This is a genomic window from Sphingobacterium sp. B29 (assembly GCF_001952815.1).
Lineage (GTDB): Bacteria > Bacteroidota > Bacteroidia > Sphingobacteriales > Sphingobacteriaceae > Sphingobacterium > Sphingobacterium siyangense.
The window spans coordinates 4,671,725-4,691,538 of sequence record NZ_CP019158.1 but is presented as its reverse complement, the minus strand read 5'-3'; the positions used below and the strand labels follow the sequence as shown (position 1 = coordinate 4,691,538).

14 protein-coding genes are annotated in these 19,814 nt (G+C 40.1%); 9 read left to right on the top strand and 5 right to left on the bottom strand.

Annotation, left to right across the window (positions count from 1 at the left end; all coding sequences use genetic code 11):
* Positions 1-267 precede the first annotated feature (267 nt).
* On the top strand, positions 268-1,950 hold the full coding sequence (locus BV902_RS20250; protein ID WP_075993492.1) for an FAD-binding dehydrogenase: 1,683 nt from the start codon (positions 268-270) through the stop codon (positions 1,948-1,950).
* Positions 1,951-2,041: 91 nt separating this feature from the next.
* On the opposite strand, the gene BV902_RS20245 is transcribed toward BV902_RS20250, so the two are convergent.
* Positions 2,042-2,911, bottom strand: a complete 870-nt coding sequence (locus BV902_RS20245; RefSeq protein ID WP_075993491.1) for a DMT family transporter — start codon at positions 2,909-2,911, stop codon at positions 2,042-2,044.
* 349 nt (positions 2,912-3,260) lie between these two features.
* Between BV902_RS20245 and BV902_RS20240 the strand changes: the two genes are divergently transcribed.
* Positions 3,261-4,544, top strand: a complete 1,284-nt coding sequence (locus BV902_RS20240; protein WP_075993490.1) for a Gfo/Idh/MocA family protein — start codon at positions 3,261-3,263, stop codon at positions 4,542-4,544.
* Position 4,545: 1 nt separating this feature from the next.
* Positions 4,546-6,321, top strand: a complete 1,776-nt coding sequence (locus BV902_RS20235) for an alpha-L-fucosidase (protein ID WP_075993489.1) — start codon at positions 4,546-4,548, stop codon at positions 6,319-6,321.
* A gap of 11 nt (positions 6,322-6,332) precedes the next feature.
* On the opposite strand, the gene BV902_RS20230 is transcribed toward BV902_RS20235, so the two are convergent.
* Complete coding sequence (locus BV902_RS20230) at positions 6,333-6,674, bottom strand: winged helix-turn-helix transcriptional regulator (RefSeq protein WP_075993488.1); 342 nt, start codon at positions 6,672-6,674, stop codon at positions 6,333-6,335.
* Positions 6,675-6,752: 78 nt separating this feature from the next.
* Between BV902_RS20230 and BV902_RS20225 the strand changes: the two genes are divergently transcribed.
* Positions 6,753-7,502, top strand: coding sequence for an SDR family oxidoreductase (locus tag BV902_RS20225; RefSeq protein WP_075993487.1), 750 nt, complete (start codon positions 6,753-6,755; stop codon positions 7,500-7,502).
* A 166-nt stretch (positions 7,503-7,668) separates the two neighbouring features.
* On the opposite strand, the gene BV902_RS20220 is transcribed toward BV902_RS20225, so the two are convergent.
* The 3 genes from BV902_RS20220 to BV902_RS20210 form a co-directional block, all read right to left on the bottom strand.
* Positions 7,669-8,508: a cold-shock protein gene (locus tag BV902_RS20220; RefSeq protein WP_145327869.1), complete on the bottom strand. Its 840-nt coding sequence runs from the start codon at positions 8,506-8,508 to the stop codon at positions 7,669-7,671.
* A gap of 95 nt (positions 8,509-8,603) precedes the next feature.
* Positions 8,604-9,539, bottom strand: a complete 936-nt coding sequence (locus BV902_RS20215) for a helix-turn-helix domain-containing protein (protein WP_075993485.1) — start codon at positions 9,537-9,539, stop codon at positions 8,604-8,606.
* A 70-nt stretch (positions 9,540-9,609) separates the two neighbouring features.
* Positions 9,610-10,452, bottom strand: coding sequence for an SDR family NAD(P)-dependent oxidoreductase (locus BV902_RS20210; protein ID WP_075993484.1), 843 nt, complete (start codon positions 10,450-10,452; stop codon positions 9,610-9,612).
* Positions 10,453-10,665: 213 nt separating this feature from the next.
* Here BV902_RS20210 and BV902_RS20205 point away from each other — a divergent pair, with 213 nt between their 5' ends.
* The 5 genes from BV902_RS20205 to BV902_RS20185 all read left to right on the top strand — a co-directional run bounded on the left by BV902_RS20205 (position 10,666) and on the right by BV902_RS20185 (position 19,813).
* Positions 10,666-11,565: an SPL family radical SAM protein gene (locus tag BV902_RS20205; protein WP_075993483.1), complete on the top strand. Its 900-nt coding sequence runs from the start codon at positions 10,666-10,668 to the stop codon at positions 11,563-11,565.
* A gap of 681 nt (positions 11,566-12,246) precedes the next feature.
* Complete coding sequence (locus BV902_RS20200) at positions 12,247-15,513, top strand: SusC/RagA family TonB-linked outer membrane protein (RefSeq protein ID WP_075993482.1); 3,267 nt, start codon at positions 12,247-12,249, stop codon at positions 15,511-15,513.
* Positions 15,514-15,517: 4 nt separating this feature from the next.
* Positions 15,518-17,260 carry a RagB/SusD family nutrient uptake outer membrane protein gene (locus tag BV902_RS20195; RefSeq protein ID WP_075993481.1) on the top strand — a complete coding sequence of 581 codons (1,743 nt, stop codon included), beginning with the start codon at positions 15,518-15,520 and terminating at the stop codon, positions 17,258-17,260.
* 481 nt (positions 17,261-17,741) lie between these two features.
* Positions 17,742-18,983: a quaternary amine ABC transporter ATP-binding protein gene (locus BV902_RS20190; protein ID WP_075993480.1), complete on the top strand. Its 1,242-nt coding sequence runs from the start codon at positions 17,742-17,744 to the stop codon at positions 18,981-18,983.
* Positions 18,984-18,985: 2 nt separating this feature from the next.
* Entirely contained in the window at positions 18,986-19,813 is an 828-nt protein-coding gene (locus BV902_RS20185) for an ABC transporter permease (protein WP_075993479.1), read from the top strand.
* Position 19,814: the final 1 nt, after the last annotated feature.

Genomic DNA, 19,814 nt, shown 5'->3' with positions numbered 1-19,814 from the left:
AAATCTGTTCGAAATGGCGCTTATTATTATTTGAATGATTGATAGCACAAAGTTATAATCCTGATTTTTATTATTAAAATAATTTAAATTGTGTTATTCTATTATTTTTATAATATATTATTAAGTGTTTTTTTAAGGAAAGAACGAAGGGATTCCTGTTAAGTTTTTCTTGTGCAATCCTGCCCAAACTAGTAAATTTATATAAGGCAGTTGGTCTTGTGAGCAATCACATTTTTATTGGGATAGCTGTTCGGTAAAAGAATAACAATGCAAAAAGTAGAACAATTTAAACCTGATGTGATTATTATTGGATCGGGTTTAGCAGGACTTACGACAGCAATGGAAGTCACCAATGCTGGTAAGAAAGTGCTTCTTGTAGATCAGGAAACGGAAGAAAATCTAGGGGGACAGGCCTATTGGTCCTTCGGGGGACTTTTTCTTATCAATTCGCCACAACAACGTCGCATGGGGATTAAGGATTCTTATGAACTAGCCCGACAGGATTGGATGGGGACTGCCGGGTTTGACCGCGAGGAGGATTATTGGCCACGACAATGGGCTGAGGCCTACTTGAAATTTGCAACAGAAGAAAAGTCTGCCTACATCGCTAAGCTTGGTATAAAGCTGATGTTTATGGTCGGTTGGGCGGAGCGCGGTGATGGTTCGGCCTCGGGGCATGGTAATTCCGTTCCTAGATTTCATGTCAGTTGGGGGACCGGAACCGGAGTTGTGAAACCTTTTGTGGATAAAGCTTATGCTGCGCAGGAAAAAGGTCTTCTGCAGTTTCGCTTTCGACATCGCGTAACAAAATTGCTAACGCAAGATGGTGCGGTAATTGGAATTGGAGGTGATATATTGGCAGACGATCACCAAGCAAGGGGTGTTGCAACCAACAGAACTATTCTTGCAGCGTTTGAATATTATGCAGATCAGGTCGTTATTGCTTCTGGAGGGATCGGCGCAAATCATCAATTGGTACGCGAAAACTGGCCTGAACGATTAGGGAAAGCACCGGCACAAATGATTTCAGGTGTTCCCGCCTATGTCGATGGAAAAATGATCGGAATTGCGGAAGAGGTTGGGGCTCATATGATAAACCGCGATCGCATGTGGCATTATACGGAAGGGATTGAAAATTGGAATCCAATATGGCCTAACCACGGCATCCGTATCTTGCCTGGGCCCTCTTCGCTGTGGTTTGATGCCCGCGGTACCAGACTTCCTGCGCCTTATTTGCCTGGATTTGATACCTTGGGTACACTCAAGCATCTGCAAGAGACAGGCTTTTCTTATTCCTGGTTTATTCTGACGCAGAAGATAATCAAAAAAGAGTTTGCTCTTTCGGGTTCAGAACAGAATCCAGATATTACCAACAAGGATTATAGGTTATTTTTGAAACGCATTTTTGGGAAAAATGCTCCCGGGCCCGTTGAGGCCTTTAAGGAAAAAGGATCTGATTTTATTGTTTCGGACAATCTAAAGGATCTGGTAGCTCGTATGAATCGTTTGACAGGGGAGGATTTATTGGACTATGAAGCAATTAAATCGCAAATTGAAGCGCGTGACCGGGAAGTAGATAATAAGTTCTCAAAAGACACGCAAGTGAATTATATCCGGAATACACGGAATTACCGTGGTGATAAATTAGGCCGAGTGGCAGCCCTTCATAAAATCCTGGCGCAAGAAAATGGACCGCTCATTGCGGTACGTCTCCATGTACTGACCCGGAAAACCTTAGGCGGTCTTAAAACGAATCTCCAAGCACAAGTACTAACAAAGGATGACGAGGTGATAAAGGGCTTGTATGCTGTGGGTGAGGTGGCGGGATTTGGTGGTGGCGGGATGCACGGCTATCGGGCACTGGAAGGCACGTTTTTGGGAGGATGTATTTTCTCCGGCATGAAAGCCGGACAACATATTGCGAGTCTGACAAAGATACCATCTGTCTAAGAAATGTGATGAAAATTAATTTTTTTCTTCATGTTAAAATAGAGGTTCCATAGGCAATCAATGCGATGTTTGCCTATGGAATAAGGAATTATTAGGCTTTTTTTCTGATAGAGCGCATCGTTTGGAGAAGAACAGAAACGAGTACAAGAGCGAGTCCAACATAGAAGGAAGCATTGACTTGTTTGCCTTCGTTGAAGAATAAAAAAGCAATGATAATCGAATAGATGGGCTCGAGATTGAAACTCAAATTGACCGTAAATGCAGATAACTTCTTGAGTGATTCAGCAAAAAGAACATAAAGGCCAACTGTACAAAATAAAGCCAGCAAGATTAAATAGACCCCATCAGAAAAGCTCGGTATAAAACGTTCGGTAGGAAATAGATAATAGAAAATGGGCAGTCCAAATCCCAATACAATGGTGCCACTAAGCATCTGATAAAAATTGAGCAATTTACTATCATATTGTTTGACTAATTGCTCGTTGTAAATGGTATATAGAGCCGCAAAAATAGTTGAAATTACACCCAAAATAATCCCAAGTTGATAAGAGCTATCAAAATGAAAGATTAAACTGATTCCGATCAATGTCAGCATACTTAACATGAGCTGCACTGCGCTAAATCTTTTCTTGTTGATGATTGGCTCTAATACAGCGGTAAAGAAACTGGTCAGACAATAGCAAACAACGCCAATGGAAATGTTGGAAAACTTGATGCTACCATAAAAAAATATCCAGTGGATAGTGATTAGTACGCCGACTTTCGCAATTTTAAACGCATCTTTAGTGGATTTTAAACGCTCAATTTTGAATAATTTGAGAACGATGAATAAGATGATTGTTGAAAGTAAGACCCGAAACCAGACGAGTGGTATTTGATTGAGCGTAATGAGCTTGCCGAAAACACCGGTGAAGCCTGCGAGCAGTACTGCGGTATGAAGTACTAAATATGATTTTTTCATAAGAGAAATGTCTTTCCCATAAAGGGAAATTTAAAAGCTAAATAAATAGTTAATCCTTATATCATCCGAATTTGCTCCTGATCGGAAGCCATTATTCGTTTGACATTGCGCTATATTATTTTGCTGGAGGAGAAAGACAAGTTCTTCGGTCCATGGTTTTATGCTTGTTTTTAACAAATATAGAAATTATCTACGGTATTCAAAGTCCTTTATTTCAGCCATTTTGTTTGGATTAATATTCTTCATCCTAAAGACTAAATGTTATATTAGTAATCTCACTAGGGGGGATCCCAAGATAATCGTCTTCCTAGTAATGAATACACAATATCAATATAAACCAAACTAAACAATGAAGAGAAAAGAATTTATCCGAAATACGAGCCTATTGGCTGCATCAGCACTTTTTGCACAGACGAAAGTATTCGGTTTTCAAGCTGATACGGTTCGTGTAGGGCTGATCGGTACAAACGGAATGGGTTGGTCCAATCTGAACGCCATCTTGAAGGTATCAGGAGTGCAGTGTACGGCATTATGTGATGTCGATGAAAATGTTTTGGGGAATCGAGCTGAGGAACTAAAGAAACGCAATATCAATGTGAAGACTTACATCGATTATAAAGACCTCCTAAAAGCAAATGACGTTGATGTTGTTATTGTCGCTACCCCCGATCATTGGCATTGTATGCAAATGGTTGATGCTGTTGCGGCCGGAAAAGATGTGTATGTCGAAAAACCGATTGGAAACTCCATTCGGGAATGTGAAATTATGGTTGCAGCTGCTAAAAAGCATAAGCGCGTTGTACAGGTTGGGCAGTGGCAACGAAGCCAACAACATTTCAGAGATGCGATGGATTTTGTTCATAGCGGAAAATTGGGGAAAATACGTCTTGTTAAGGCTTGGGCTTACCAAGGTTGGATGAAGAGCATCCCGGTTCAGGCAGACGCTCCTGTTCCTGCGGGAGTACATTATGATAAATGGTTGGGGCCAGCACCAAAACGTGCATTTAATCCCAATCGTTTTCACTTCAATTTTAGATGGTATTGGGATTATGCGGGTGGCTTGATGACCGATTGGGGGGTACATATGTTGGATTATGCGCTAATTGGAATGAAAGTATCAGATCCTGTTTCTGTTATGGCTGCTGGAGGTAAATTTGCTTATCCTGACGATGCCGCTGAAACACCCGATAGTTTAACAACGGTATACGAGTTTGATGGATTTAATGTTCAATGGGAGCAGGCAACAGGTATAGATTTGGGTCCTTACCAGAAGACTCACGGAGTTGCTTTCATTGGCAATAATGGTACCTTGGTGGTCAATCGTGAGGGTTGGGAGGTTATCCCGGAGAAAGGGCGAATGGATGCTGTCTCTTTTCAACGTTCACAAGATAATGGGTTGGACAAGCATATGGTTAATTTTGTTGAAGCAGTTAGAAAGAAATCCGTGGAGGGTTTACATGCTCCGATAGAAGCCGGGGCACATATTGCGATATTCTCACAAATGGGAAATATTGCTTATCGGGCCAAAAAGAAATTGTTCTGGGACAAACAAAAGCGCAGTTTCAATGATAAGGATGCCGACCAGTACCTGGCGAAAGTTTATCATAATGGTTATAACCTGCCCAAAGTCTAAGATGTTAAAAATAGGTATTAAAAAGATATTGTTTTGTCTAGTACTGGCGGGGTTGGTTGTGAACCAGGTTTCAGCGCAACAGATGGAACACATGTGGGATGGTGAAGGGGGAAATAAAGCGATCGCCCAAAATAGAGGGAAACTGTTCCGTGAAGGCAAATATGCGATGTTTATCCATTGGGGAATCTATTCGCAGCTGGCAAATACCTGGAAGGGAAAAACGTTTTATGGCATAGGGGAGTGGCTCATGAACAAGAGCATGGCCAATATCCCTGTTGCGGACTATATGGCTGCTGCGGGTTCTTTCCATCCAGATCATTTTGATGCTAAAGCTATTGTGCAGCTTGCAAAAGATGCCGGAATGCGTTACATCGTGATCACAAGTAAACATCACGATGGATTTTCAATGTTTCATTCTAAGGTGAATTCTTTTAATATTGTTGAGGCGACTGACTTTAAGCGTGATCCAATGATTGAGCTCGCAAAAGCCTGTAAAGAGGGGGGAATTGGTTTTGGGTTCTATTATTCGCAAAATCAGGATTGGACTTATCCTGGCGGAAATGGAGGCCCCAAGGTGAATGCAGCTGGTCAGCCGAAAACATTTGATGATTATTTTTGGGAAAAATGTTATCCTGAGGTGGATCAGATTACGACACAATATGGACCGATAGAATTGGTCTGGTTCGATACTCCTGGGGGAATGGACAAGAAATATGCACAAAAGCTTGTTGAATTGGTTCATAAAAATCAACCCGGAGCATTTGTGTCAGGGCGAGTTGGGCATGGGCTCGGGGATTATTCTACTTTAGGAGATATGGAAGTACCGCGGCAGAATGTTCCAGGGCTTTGGGAAGCAGTGGATGTAACCAACGATTCTTGGGGTTATGCTTGGTACGACAATAATTGGAAGAGTGCTCGCGAGATCCTATTGCGTACATTGTCGACGGTTGGTCGAGGTGGGACTTATATGTTAAATGTCGGCCCCAAGCCCGACGGGACTATTCCAGAGCCCGCGAGCTTAGCGTTGCGCGGTGCGGGTGCCTGGATCCGAAAATATCCAGAGACCGTTTATGGTGCACAGGCGTCACCTTGGGGGCATGCCTTACCCTGGGGAGATGCTACTGTGCAGGGACGTAAAATTTCATTGTTGGTCTATCATTGGCCGACCAATGGAAAGTTGTTTGTTCCGGGCCTAACAAAAGGGATAAAGTCGATTAGCCTTTTAACTTCCAACGGCAAAAAGTCCTTGAATTACACGTTCGATGGAAAATGGTTAAAAATCAATACGCCAGGTGTAGCCCCCGATCCATTGGTTTCTGTCATTGAGGTCGTTATGCGGGAAATGCCCGTTATTGATAAAATGTTGGGAGTTGATCCGGCCATGGAGACAATTGTGCCTGTTGATTTTGCTGAAGTTGAAGGATGTAATAAAACTGGAAAATCCTGGATGGAAAAATTCGGTGAATGGAAGCATGTGGTTCAAGTAGGGCAATGGACTGATGAAAGTAAACTAACGTATGCTATAGACATTGTTAAGCCAGGCTATTATCAAATTGATCTCAATTATACGGGGCAGGGGAGAGTGGTGTGGAAAATCGAAAACTCGGCTGGGGAGATCGTGCAGAATCAGCAAGCGGCCTCTTCTGTGTATAATTGGTACCCTTGGGGATGGATGAAATTTAAGGCTCCGGGACGTTACAAAATTACTGTTTCTTTAGTGGAGGGCGATGGTGATAAACTCAGTCTTACTGCACTTCGATTTAAATCTGTAGAATAGAGCTCAAAAGTCTATTCTACAGATTCTTCAATAATCACCTTTCTGTGCTCTCGGCCCCAGTTAATCATTTCTTGGATGATATTACCAAATGTCCGGCAATAGGCAGTCGGTAGGTATTCAATTAGCACAGGGCTGTCCGGATTGACTTTTCTGTTAACAAGCTTGTTGAGTTCCATATCTTTCAATTCTTTGGACAGCATACGTGTAGTGATACCAGTGATACTTCGTTCAATTTCTCGAAACCGTTTATTACCGTTGCATAGTGAATTGATAATAGGAATACGCCATTTTCCGCCTATAAAATACAGGGTGTCTTGTAATGCTCTTAGTTCTTCTACTTGATTTCTTTCCATGGTAATTTTGGTATACTCTATTATACTGGTATCAAATGTATATCAAATACCCAATATATTTGTCAAAAAAATAGAACAATGGAAAATTTAGAAAACAAAGTCGTCTTAGTTACGGGAGGGAATAGTGGAATTGGTTTCGCAACAGCAAAGGAGTTTAGTAAAAATGGAGCACAAGTTATTATTACAGGAAGAAGAAAGCAAGCTATTGATCAAGCTGCTGAGCGGATAGGAGCAACAGCTTACGTGGCGGATCAGGCTATACTGCAAGATATTGAAAAACTTGCTCAGGAAATAAAAGATCGGTTTGGATATATTGATGTCCTATTTATAAACGCCGGAATTACAGGTGAAGGAGGTTTTATTGATGAAGCATCAGAAGCGAATTTTGATGCAGTAATGGATATCAATTTAAAAGGTTCATATTTTACATTGAGCAGATTTATCCCTCTACTTCGCGATGGTGCGTCTGTCGTTATTCTTTCTTCTAATGTAGCTACCTTAAATATGCCAGCGAGTTCGATTTACCAAGCGAGTAAAGCGGCCGTTAATTCCTTCGCCAAAACAGCGGCAATGGAGCTTGCAAACCGTAAAATTCGTGTAAACACGGTGAGTCCGGGTCCGACTAGGACAGATGTGCTTAACAAGAATTATGACAAGCAGACTGTCGAAAATATTTGGAATAAGTTGGCAGCAGAATCTCCACTCAAAAAGATAGGTACAGCCGAAGACGTCGCTAAAATGGTTGTTTATTTGAGTGGTGATCATGCATCTTACATCACTGGTGCTGATTTTGTTTTGGACGGTGGAATGGGGATCAATCATTCTTAACCACCTGCATAGCGCATAAAGAGGACTTTAGGTGAAGAACTTATCCTTCGTAGATATTCAATTATTATCATACGAAGGATAATCAATAGTTCAGATTCTTTGTCTGATCTCGCTTATTATATTGGGGCGGATTGCATGCTAATTTTACAGCATTAAATAGTTTCAGCTATTCTTGCAGCAGCGTCTGTATTTTTTCAATAGAATCCTCATTCTCCAAAAACTCAATATAAGGTAACAATGGTTCAATATCCTTTTTGTCCATTGTTTCTATGTCTTCAAATAAAGCATTTACAAAATCAGTGCAAAAAGATTTGCCAAAGCTGTAAGTGTTTATTCTCGCCAGATCCTCACAATTGATTTCGGTGGCATTCAGATTAAATACAAGCTCAGGAATTTCGTAGTCGCCTTCCGCCGGATAGCCAATATACCTAAACATGCTTTCCTTCCATACGCGAAATAGAATTTGATGTGAGACATGTTTCCCAAAGTATTCGAACACCTTGGAAAGTATATCGTAAGCGGTTTCTTTCTCAAAAACACCAGTAATGCTTTTGTCGATCAATTCGGCATAGGAAATGAAAATTGAGCTATCAAAATGAACATCAAAATTAGCGGTCAGCATGGCCACAATATGTTCTCTGGGCTGGGTTCTTAAAAGTTGTCTTGCTGTTAATGAGGTTAAGTTATGCTTTTGTTCTCGACCGTGGCTGTCGGGGAGGAGTACGGTGTGTTCTTTGTCGAGGAGCGAGATGACGAATTTCCAATCTTCGGGCCTTTTGAGAATCCTGCAGTTCTGGGCGAGATAACCGCTCCTTTTAGGGTCGGGTTTCTTATCGCCAACAATAACTTCTCCAGGTTGAATAATATGTTCTGGAGGAACTTTAAACCTGCGTATATGCACAAAGAGTTCTTCTCCGGAAGGTAACGCAAGAGTACCAAATCCTTTGTTATTGTCGAACCATTTGACTGCGCCGATAAACATGGCTGGGGTTGAGTTTTGTTTCAATAGTATAAAGGTAATGAATAAATGCCTTTATTAGGTATTGAAAATGAAATATTTGCAATTATTTGTGCTATATCACTTATTTTTCTCGTATTTACCTACTTATTTGGTTGGGGAAAAGATTTTCGGAAGGCCAAAGGCGACATATTTGTCTTCGCTTTGAATAACTTGTTAAAAGATTGGGGATGGCCAAAGCCCAAGTCGTAAGCAACTTCGCTTACGGATAGGTTTGTGATGGATAATTTTTCTTTTGCTTTGTCAATTATTTTATCATGGATGAAATGCTGGGTATTTTCACCAGTCTGCAAACGGAGCATATCGCTTAAATAGCTAGCTGAAATGTGTAGGCGATCAGCAAGATACTGTACCGTTGGGATGCCTTGTTTGGTAGAAATATTGTTAGCGAAATATGCTTCCAATATTTCCTCAAGTTTGGCTATTAAGTTTGTATTAATCGCTTTTCGTGTGATAAACTGTCTTTTATAAAATCGGTTGGCATAATTTAAAAGTAATTCAATGTGGGAAATAATCACATCTTGACTAAAGTCATCGATTCGGCTAGTTAATTCTTCATCGATGTGTCGGAAGATGGAAATAATTCGGTCTTTTTCTTTTTCGGATAAATGTAGGGCTTCATTTGTGGTATAAGAAAAAAAACCGTACTGTTTTATTTTTTTTGCTAGCGGATATCCCCAAAAGAAATCGGGATGTATCAAAAGGGTATATTGTGAGCATACTTCGCCTTCATTTGCGCCATGGTTTCCTATAATTTGATTTGGAGCGGCAAACAGAAGTCCACCTTCGTCAAAGTCATAGTAACCTTGTCCATAGATGAGTTTTCCTTTAATGCTCGGTTTGTAGGATATTTTGTAGAAATTCAATACATGCGGTTGAGGAATATTGTTGAGCATAATCTGATGAGTGCTGCCATTCACCATGCTAACCAAGGGGTGGACCGGTGTTGGAAGGCCAAAAGCACGGTGAATATCCGATAGGGATTCCATCTTTGGAAGAGCTTTTTGTTCTTTTTTCATTTTTGAATTTACATAATTCTCGTTTACAATAGTCGATAATGTAAACGAGAATGAATTATTGACATAGGGATTACTTGGAAGCGCCTTGAGCTTGGGCTGAAACAGTATCCCATTCTTTCCATGTGGCAATCCTTTCGGCATACACACTACTTACCCAAGATAGGTTCCCATTTCCTAGATTAAACCGCAAGGGAGGATTTTCTGTGTCAACAATACTGAAGATTGCAGCTGGGGTCGCATTCGGATCACCTTTCTCCATTTTTCCTAAATCAGTAAAAAATTGGGCTTTAAAATCCTGGTAGGGATCTAATGTTTCAGCAAATTGTAGAGATTCCTGACTTCCAAATTCGGTGGCATAGGCTCCGGGTTCTATGATGGTTACTCTGATGCCAAACGCTTTGACCTCAAGTGCTAAGCTTTCGTGTATTGCTTCAAATGCCCATTTTGAGGAACAATAGTATCCGATTACAGGCAGTGTAACGTGGCCTAGGCTACTTGATGTACCTAAGATGTGGCCATATCCTTGCTGACGTAATAATGGTAAAACAGCTTGAATGACAGCGACCGGTCCAAGGATATTTGTTTCGTATTGTTTTCGAATATCGTTCATGCTAGCTTCCTCAATAGTTCCAACCAGAGAGTAACCTGCATTGTTAAGGACAATGTCTAACTGGCCAAAGTGATCATATGCCTGTTGTACAACAGTTTTTACTTTTTTTGTATCGGTAACGTCCAATTCCAGTGTCAATACGTTGTCTCCATATTTCTCATTGAGATAGGCGATGGAAGAGAGTCGTCGTGCGGTAGCAATTACTTTGTCGCCTCGCTGGAGCGCTGCCTCTGTCCAGATTTTCCCGAATCCGCGCGAACTGCCCGTGATAAACCATATTTTACTTTGCGTATTTTGTGTCATATTTCTTTGTATTTGTAATACAAACTTCCATAAAGAGCGTCTAATAAAAATCGCCAAATTGAGGGAATATGTAGCCGAAAGGAGTTTTGTGAAATTTATTTAAACGAATAATTTTATGGAATTATTTTTTGTCTCTTAGTCGTAATTTTGAATTAACTTAGTATGTTAAAATCTGTTTTATAAGATAGATTTTCATTAAACGTAAAGTTCCGTATGCAGCGTGTAATTGCTAAATCCATTCTTAACAAAACAAAACAGAGAGATCCTTGGTTTCTTGATGACTATACTGTAAATCCCTATAGCGGATGCTCTTTTAACTGTCTATATTGTTATATCAGGGGTAGTAAATATGGGGTAAATATGGCTGAAAAGCTAAGTGTCAAACAGAACGCGATTGATTTGTTGGATCGTGCTTTAGCGCTCCGTGCCCGTAAAAAACAATATGGAATAATTGTACTGTCGTCTGCAACGGATCCTTATCTGCAATTTGAACAGACGGAGTTACTGACGCGGCAATTGTTGGAAATTATATTACATTATCGTTTCCCAGTGCATATTATCACCAAATCGGATCTCGTCAGTAGAGATTTTGATTTGGTGAAGCAGATTGATGCTGAAGCAATACTTCCATTTGATCTGCAAGGTAAATTAACACATCGTGCTTTTATTACCTTTTCATTTTCGACAATCGATACCGAAATTGCCAGAATATTTGAACCGGGTGCACCATCGCCTGAGCTTCGTTTGAGTACATTGAGTCAGGCGCGAATGATGGGATTGTGTAGTGGCGTAAGTTTAATGCCTTTGTTACCATTTATTTCAGATACAGGAGCTCATCTTGATCAGATGTTTTCGACTTTTCGATCCGTTGATGCAAATTATATTTTTCCAGCAACCTTGGCGTTATATGGTTCTGACCCTGGTGATAATCGGACTTTGGTTATGCGCGCGGTTGAAAAACACTATCCACAGTTCGTGGAAAAATACCAACGATTGTTTGGTCCGGACGGTAAGCTTCCCAACTATTATCGACAGGCATTTGCGGAAAAGGTAAAGGGATTATGTGTACAATATGGGCTGCGAGACCGGCTGCCGGCTGGCGATTCCTTATAATTTCTTGAGTATTTCAGTCAATTGATCAACACCAAAGTTGGATTTAAGAACCTTTGTTTCGAAATACCGTAGTTGTAGAAATAGAAGCAAGAATTTTCTATTAGAGTTAAAGGCCTGATATTTATGGAATCTATTGGGTGGATAGCTAGGGATACCGACTATACTTTTCTTGTTCTAGCTCTTAACAAATACAGATATTTTCGGTATTCCGGCAGTCTGAATTTTAACCTTTAATTGTATGTTTTGGTCCTAGCTGAAACCGATGGAAAACGAATTTTTTGTATAAATGACTTTTATGACGAAGTTTTAAATTAAAACTAAGGAAATAATTAGCCTAATTGTTCGTGTGTTTTATGGATTAAATATAGGTGTGTCTTGTTTTGTTTTTATGTTGTTTTGTTTCAAATATGTTACATTTTATTTCGTATTGTATTTTTTAAAATATTATTTGTCTGTTTTTGTGTAATTGTTTGGTTTTAAGCTATTTAATTAGTTTAATGAAATTAATTGGCGCTTTGTTTTGCTAAAAAATTAAAAAAGACATTCTGTTTCGTGTTAAAATTATATTATCTTAATACTGATTTAACCAATTGTCGTTTAATTGTTTAGTAATGCTTTATTAATAATTTACAAATATTAAATAACCTTTCTTTGTAACCGAAGAAAAACAAAACCAAATTCATGAAAACGAAACACGTATTACTTCCTGTAATGATTGGGATGTCTTTCGGCGCGTGGGCCAAGAGCAAACCTGTCTTTCTGACATCTATTCCAGATGTTGAAATTTCTGCCAAATTTCAGGGGCCTATCCGAGGCATTGTAAAAACAGCAACCGGTGAACCTATCTTAGGTGCATCAATTTTTAATTTAACTACTGGTAAAACTACACAGACTGACCAGCATGGCGATTTTGTCATTGAAGGGAAAATCGGGCATACACTGCGCTTGTCGATGATCGGTTTTGAAACACAGCAAGTAAAAGTAGAGGCAACAACTTTAACGATTCAGCTGGTTTCTACAGATCAATCGCTTGATGAAGTAATTGTTGTCGGGTATGGTAAGCAAAAAAAGGTAAACTTAACGGGTGCTGTTACACAGATTGATGCGAAGATACTTGAAAACCGTCCAGTTGCCAATGCTACTCAGGCTTTGCAGGGAGCAATACCAAATTTGAATATTACATTTACCAATGGTAGGCCAGGAGGGGAAGGGAATGTTAATATCCGGGGCTTTGCTTCGATAAACTCAGCTAATGCACAACCTCTTATTCTCATTGATGGTGTCCCAGGTAATATCAATACTATCAATCCGCGTGATATTGAATCGATATCCGTTTTAAAAGATGCTTCTGCTGCAGCGATTTATGGAGCTCGAGGGGCATTCGGTGTTATGCTAGTAACAACCAAAAAAGGAAAGGCCGGAAAAATGAACATTAATTATAGTAATAATTTTGGTTGGTCTGGACTGACTGTGCGGACAGATTTTATGACGAGCGGATATGATGCCGCGAAACTAAATGATGAAGCTTTTATTCGTGCCACTGGTAATAGTTATACGGGATATACAGAAGATGACTATGCTGAACTATTGAAACGAAAAACAGATCCGAGCCTGCCTTCCGTAGTGATTCAGAATAGAAATGGAAAAGATCAATATGTATATTATGGCAATACAGATTGGTGGAATGAGATGTATCGAAAAACACAGGCATCGATGGAACATTCGTTGAATTTCTCTGGTGGTAGTGAAAAAATTGATTATTATGTGTCGGGGCGTCTTTATGAAAAAGGTGGGCTAATGAAAATTAACCAAGATAAATTCGATGCATATAATGTTCGATCGCGCATAAATGCGCAGGTGACCCCTTGGTTGAAAGTAAGTGCAAATACCCAGCTCAATTATCAGAATTATACCTATCCGGGATGGGCGACAAGTCCAGATAATAACAATAATTTTATTTCGACAACGGTACATGCTTTACCATCTTATGTGCCAATGAATCCAGATGGTACAGCAACATATAGGACCGAGTTGAACAATTATAATATTGGTGATGGTATTTACGCAGATTTGTTGCATGGAAAGTCAAAAGGAGGCGAGGATAAATATGAGTTTATCAATATGTTTGAGACGGTATTTCAGTTGGCGCCAAACTTGACCTTAACGGGGAATTACACCTTTACCTATAACCCTATACACAATTGGAATAGGAGAACTGTAGCGCCTTGGTCTGTTTTCCCGGGAGTGATCAATTACCTAGGGAATGATACGTTTACCGAAACGATTATCAATCGACCTAAACACTCACTCAACCTTTTTGCAAATTATAACAAGCAGTTAGGGGACCATCAGTTGGCGGCTACGGTGGGTTTTAACCAGGAGACTACCGGATACAAACGAATTGGTGGAACACATAATAACCTATTGTCAGAGGATCTGAATGACTTTGCTCTTGGGACTGGTCAGATGCAACTACTCGGAAATGCAAATACATGGGCACTACGAGGATACTTTGGAAGGTTGAATTACAACTATAAAGGGAAATATCTTTTGGAAGTTAATGGTCGCTATGATGGAACTTCTAAATTTCCGTCCAATCAGCGGTATGGATTTTTCCCGTCTTTTTCGGGTGGATGGCGGATCTCTGAGGAGTCTTTTATGGCAAATCTGAAACCTGTTTTGAATGAAGCTAAATTTAGAGTTTCTTATGGGGCATTGGGTAATGCGCAAGAGGCTGCTGAGTATGGTTATATCCAATTGTTGAATGCAGGGTTGTCCAATTACATAACCAATGGTACAAAAACACAATACCTGAGTGCTCCGACACCAATTTCAGCTGATTTAACCTGGGAGAGGACGAATACGTTAAATTTTGGAACAGATCTTGAATTTTTTAGAAATCGTTTGAGTGTTTCTGCTGACTATTTTATTCGAAATACGTTGGATATGTTGATCCCAGGTAAGACATTGCCAGCGGTTTTTGGTTCCGGTTCACCTCGGACCAATGCAGGCGACTTACAGAATAAGGGCTGGGAGCTTTCTGTGGCCTGGCGGGATCAACTGGAGCTGGATGGAAAACCTTTTGGCTATAATGTTGGATTGGGACTATCGGATTCCAAAGCGAAGATTACGCGTTTTGACAATAAGGAAATGTTGCTGAGTAACTATTACGTTGGCCAGACTTTGGGCGAAATTTGGGGTTATAGGACCGATGGATTTTTTCAGTCTCAGGCGGAAATTGACAATTGGAAAGTTAATCAGGATTATGTGGACAAACAACGGTTGGCTGCACCGGGAGACTGGTCTAAGCTTCATCCTGGAGATTTGAAATTTGTTGACATTGGTGGAAAGGATGGAGTTCCGGATGGAAAGGTTGATGCTGGAGACAATACATTGATGAACCCTGGGGATCAAGTTATCATCGGGAATAACAGACCCCGTTATACATTTGGTTTTAATTTGGGGGCAAATTGGCAAGGATTCGATATCTCGGCTTTCTTTCAGGGGATAGGTCGACAACATTGGTGGCCTGGAGCAAATGCAGATAAGTTTTGGGGGCCATACTCAAGACCCTATTATTCTTTTGTACCGAAGGATTTTGAACAAGATATTTGGACGCCTGAAAATGCAAATGCCTATTATCCACTGCTACGAGGTTATATTGCCTTAAATGATCGTGGATCTTTGAACGTCAAATCGGATCGTTACTTACAGGATTTAGCTTATATAAGACTAAAAAATCTAACCGTAGGATATACGGTTCCTCAGGCCTTGCTGAAGCGCGTGAAATTGGCCAATGCACGGGTTTATGTGTCAGGTGAAAATATTTGGACGGCGACTAAGCTCCGTTCCAAATATATCGATCCCGAACAGTCGGCTCAAGAGGTCAACGGAAGATCATATCCAATCTCTAAAACATTTTCATTTGGTCTAGATTTAACATTTTAATAGTATGAAAAAGATAGTATATATATATGCATTGTTGAGCTGCGGCATGATGGCTTGTAGCAAAGATTATTTGGAGCGTTTGCCTGAGTCGTCGGTTACTCCTGAGGCTTCCTTTAAAACTGAAAAGGATTTGGCACTATTTACAAAGTCATTTTACGATGCCGCACTGCCTTCGGCCGAAGGTATTTATAACGAATCGGTCGATAATATCGTTAAGACAACATTGGATGATGAATTGACCGGAAAAAGACAGGTTCCGATAAGTGGCGGTGGATGGACTTGGGCAAATCTTCGTAATATCAATTACTTTTTGGCAAATTGCTTTAATACAGTTTCAGAAACAACTGCTGCGCCTTATGCTGCCGAAGCGCGTTTTTTTAGGGCATATTTTTATTTCGATAAACTGAAACGTTTTGGAGATGTGCCTTGGTATGACAAGGTCATTGACCAAAATGACGAAGAACAACTTAAGAAGGCAAGGGATCCTAGAACTTTGGTTGTATCAAATATTCTCGCTGATCTGGACTATGCGATTGCTAATCTATCAGCTACCAAAAGTGATGAAAAAGTGACTAAATGGACTGCATTGGCCTTAAAATCCCGAGTCGCACTTTTTGAAGGAACATTTCGTAAATATCACACAGAATTTAATCTAACTGATGCAAACGGTTTGTTAGAGAAGGCAGCCGATGCAGCCAGTAAGCTTATGGAGGGAGCGCAATACAGTGTATACAATGCCGCGGGAACAGACTCTTATGGTGCGTTGTTTTATAGTGTTAATAGTTTGCCGCAAGAGGTTATTTTAGCGCGGAAATTCTCGGATGCTTTGCAAATTTGGCACAATGTAAATTATTATACGATCACGGCTTCCTATGGGAAACCTGGATTGGATAAAAATTTGGTGGATTCTTATCTGATGAAAGATGGAACGAGGTTTACCGATAAATCGAATTACCAAACAATGATGTTTAAAGAAGAGGTTCTAAGTCGTGATCCACGCCTAAGCCAGACGATACGTACACCAGGCTATAAGCGTATAGGAGGTGCTGCTGTTGTTGCACCGAACTTTGGGAATTCGGTAACGGGATATCAATTGATCAAATTTGTAGGTGATGTAAAGTATGATAATTACAATCGTTCTGAAAATGATATGCCTATTTTTAGGTATGCCGAGGTTTTATTGAATTATGCTGAAGCGAAAGCAGAGTTAGGTACATTGAGCCAGGCTGATTTGGACAAATCAATTAAGTTGTTACGCGATCGTGTAGGTATGCCAAATCTAAATCTGCAAGCGGCTAAATCAAACCCAGATGCATTTTTAGCTAAAGATTATCCGAATGTAGTTGGTGATATGAAGGGGGTACTATTGGAAATAAGAAGAGAACGACGTGTGGAATTGGTTATGGAGTCTTTCCGTTGGGATGATATCTTAAGATGGAAAAGCGGGCAGTTGGTCACAAGGCAATTTAAAGGGATGTATTTTCCAGGTACAGGTAAGTTTGATCTAGATAATGATGGTAAAGATGACGTTTGGATTTATGAAGGTGACAAGCCTAGTGCTTCAGGCATTCAGTTATTGAAATTAGGGTCGGAAATCTTATTGGAAAATGGAAATAAAGGAAATGTGATTATTAACGCACATATCAAAAAAGTTTTCGATGAAAAGAAAGACTATTTATATCCAATACCTGTTCAAGAACGACAGTTAAATCCTAACCTCATCCAAAATCCAAACTGGGGAGAATAATACCCCTTAGAAAATACGATCAGTGGTCGAGCCCTTCGCCTGCTGATCGTATTTTTTTAACATAACGACGTTTTTTTTAACTATCTGTATTTTAGTTGTATATGGTGGGGAAAAGACGTTTAATTTATTTTTCGTACCTTTGTACTGTCAAAAGACAGAATGGCGTGAGTTTATTCCGCTATGGCTTTGTGCCTTTGGCACAGCCTAGGTTGTTCGTTATACTTGTTGAAGTATATTTTGGAGATGCTTTTTGAATGGAGCATTTCGTCTTTAAAAGATTAGTTTCTTTTTCATCATTGCTCTTACCGAACCGAGAGTAAAGTATGTTAGTTAATAAGTTGATTGAACTGTAAGAGTAAGATTTCGATCAAACGAACTCAACTGTAGGGATATTTTTATTTGTAAGAAAATAGCGTAGGCGTATGGCCTTAGTGGATCACTCATGCCCTTATGGTTTATTTATGTTTAAAAAAATTAAAAAATGGATAAAACTAGTAAGGTAAAAGTAAAAGTTGAAGACTTGGTACTTGTTTTCGGAAAACAGAAGAAGCAAGCTTTGAAATTACTAAATGAGGGTTTCTCCAAAAAAGAAATCTTGGCAAAGACAGATTGCACGATCGGAATCAACAAAGCTAATTTTGAAATCTTCGAGGGTGAATTCTTTGTTATAATGGGACTATCAGGGAGTGGGAAATCTACGCTGCTCCGTTGTCTTAATCGATTGAACGAACCTACATCGGGAAAGGTATTTGTCAATGGAGAGGATATTACAGGGAAAAATAATAAAGATCTTCTTGAAGTCCGTAGGACAGAAATGAGTATGGTCTTTCAAAAGTTTGGTCTGTTGCCACATCATACCGTATTAAGCAATGCCGCTTTTGGTTTAGAACTAAGAGGGGAAGAACGGGAAAAACGGGAATCTAAAGCTCAGAAAGCGCTGGATGTAGTAGGACTGAGTGGATTTGAGCAACAGTTACCGTCTCAGTTATCTGGTGGTATGCAACAGCGGGTTGGACTGGCTCGGGCACTTGCCAATGATCCCGAAGTATTGCTGATGGATGAGGCATTTTCAGCACTAGATCCCCTGATTAAAACCGAAATGCAAGATCAGCTATTGGAGTTGCAGGATAATTTACAAAAGACGATCGTTTTTATTACCCATGATCTCGATGAAGCAATCAAATTGGGCGATCGTATTGCTATTATGAAGGATGGTGTCATCGAACAGATCGGTACCGCGGAAGATATCTTGACAAATCCAGCAAGTGACTATGTTAAAGCCTTCGTTGAAAAAGTGGATCGCAAGTCTATCATTTCGGCAGGTTCCCTGATGTTTGAGAAACCTACTGTTGTACGTTTCAAAAAAGATGGCCCTGAGGGGGCTCTACGGAAAATGCGGTCGACAGGAATTGAAATTCTCCCTGTAGTTGATGCTCATGAGACTTTTCTTGGTTTTGTTCACATGAATGAAGTCATTCAATCTGCAAAGCGTAGGGAACCTACCGTAGAATCCATTATACATACTACCGTTCCAACAGTATCAAAAGAGGTGACCGTTGAAGAAATGTTGCCCCTGATATCGGAGATCCGGTCGCCAATCGCTGTGGTGAATGAACATAATCGTTTGTTGGGGATCGTAACACAGACATCGTTGATTATCGAAGCGACAAAGTATAATGAAGAAGAAATTATTGAATTAAAAGAGAAAGCAAATAATCAGTAGAAATGAATAAAGTAATCGATATAGGACAATACATCGCTGTAGCTGTAAATTGGCTGACAGATCATTTAGAACCATTTTTTAACTTGATAAAAAATACGGGGAATGCATCCATTATTGGACTGGAATGGGTGCTAACAACGATACCTTTTTTTATTATCATCGCATTATTTACAGGTTTAGCCTGGTGGAAATCTGGGAAAGGGGTTGCATTGACAACGTTGGTGGGATTAACATTGATCTATCTGATGGGATTTTGGATTGCAACGATGGAGACTTTGGCCCTGGTGTTGGTCGCTACACTAACAGCATTGGTTATATCAGTTCCTTTGGGTGTGTGGGCCGCGAAGAATAAACTAGCAGCGAAAATCATTCGGCCCTTACTTGATTTAATGCAGACGATGCCTGCCTTTGTTTACTTGATTCCAGCGGTGTTATTTTTTAGTATCGGTAAAGTCCCGGGAGCTTTTGCTACCATTATTTTCGCTATGCCACCTGCCGTCCGTTTGACGACTTTAGGGATTGATGCGGTTCCAAAAGATATCGTTGAAGCTGCACGTTCATTTGGCGCGACCAATAGTCAGATCTTATTTAAAGTAGAACTGCCCTTGGCTACAAAAACAATCTTAGCAGGGATCAATCAGACCATATTACTGTCTTTATCTATGGTTGTTATTGCCGGAATGATTGCTGCTGGTGGCTTGGGAGAAAAAGTGCTTGAGGGTATTAATAACTTGGATATTGGTCTTGGTTTTGAAAGTGGTTTGTCCGTTGTGATTCTCGCTATTATTTTGGATCGAATCACGCAGGGCTTTGTAAAAAAGAAAGCATAGT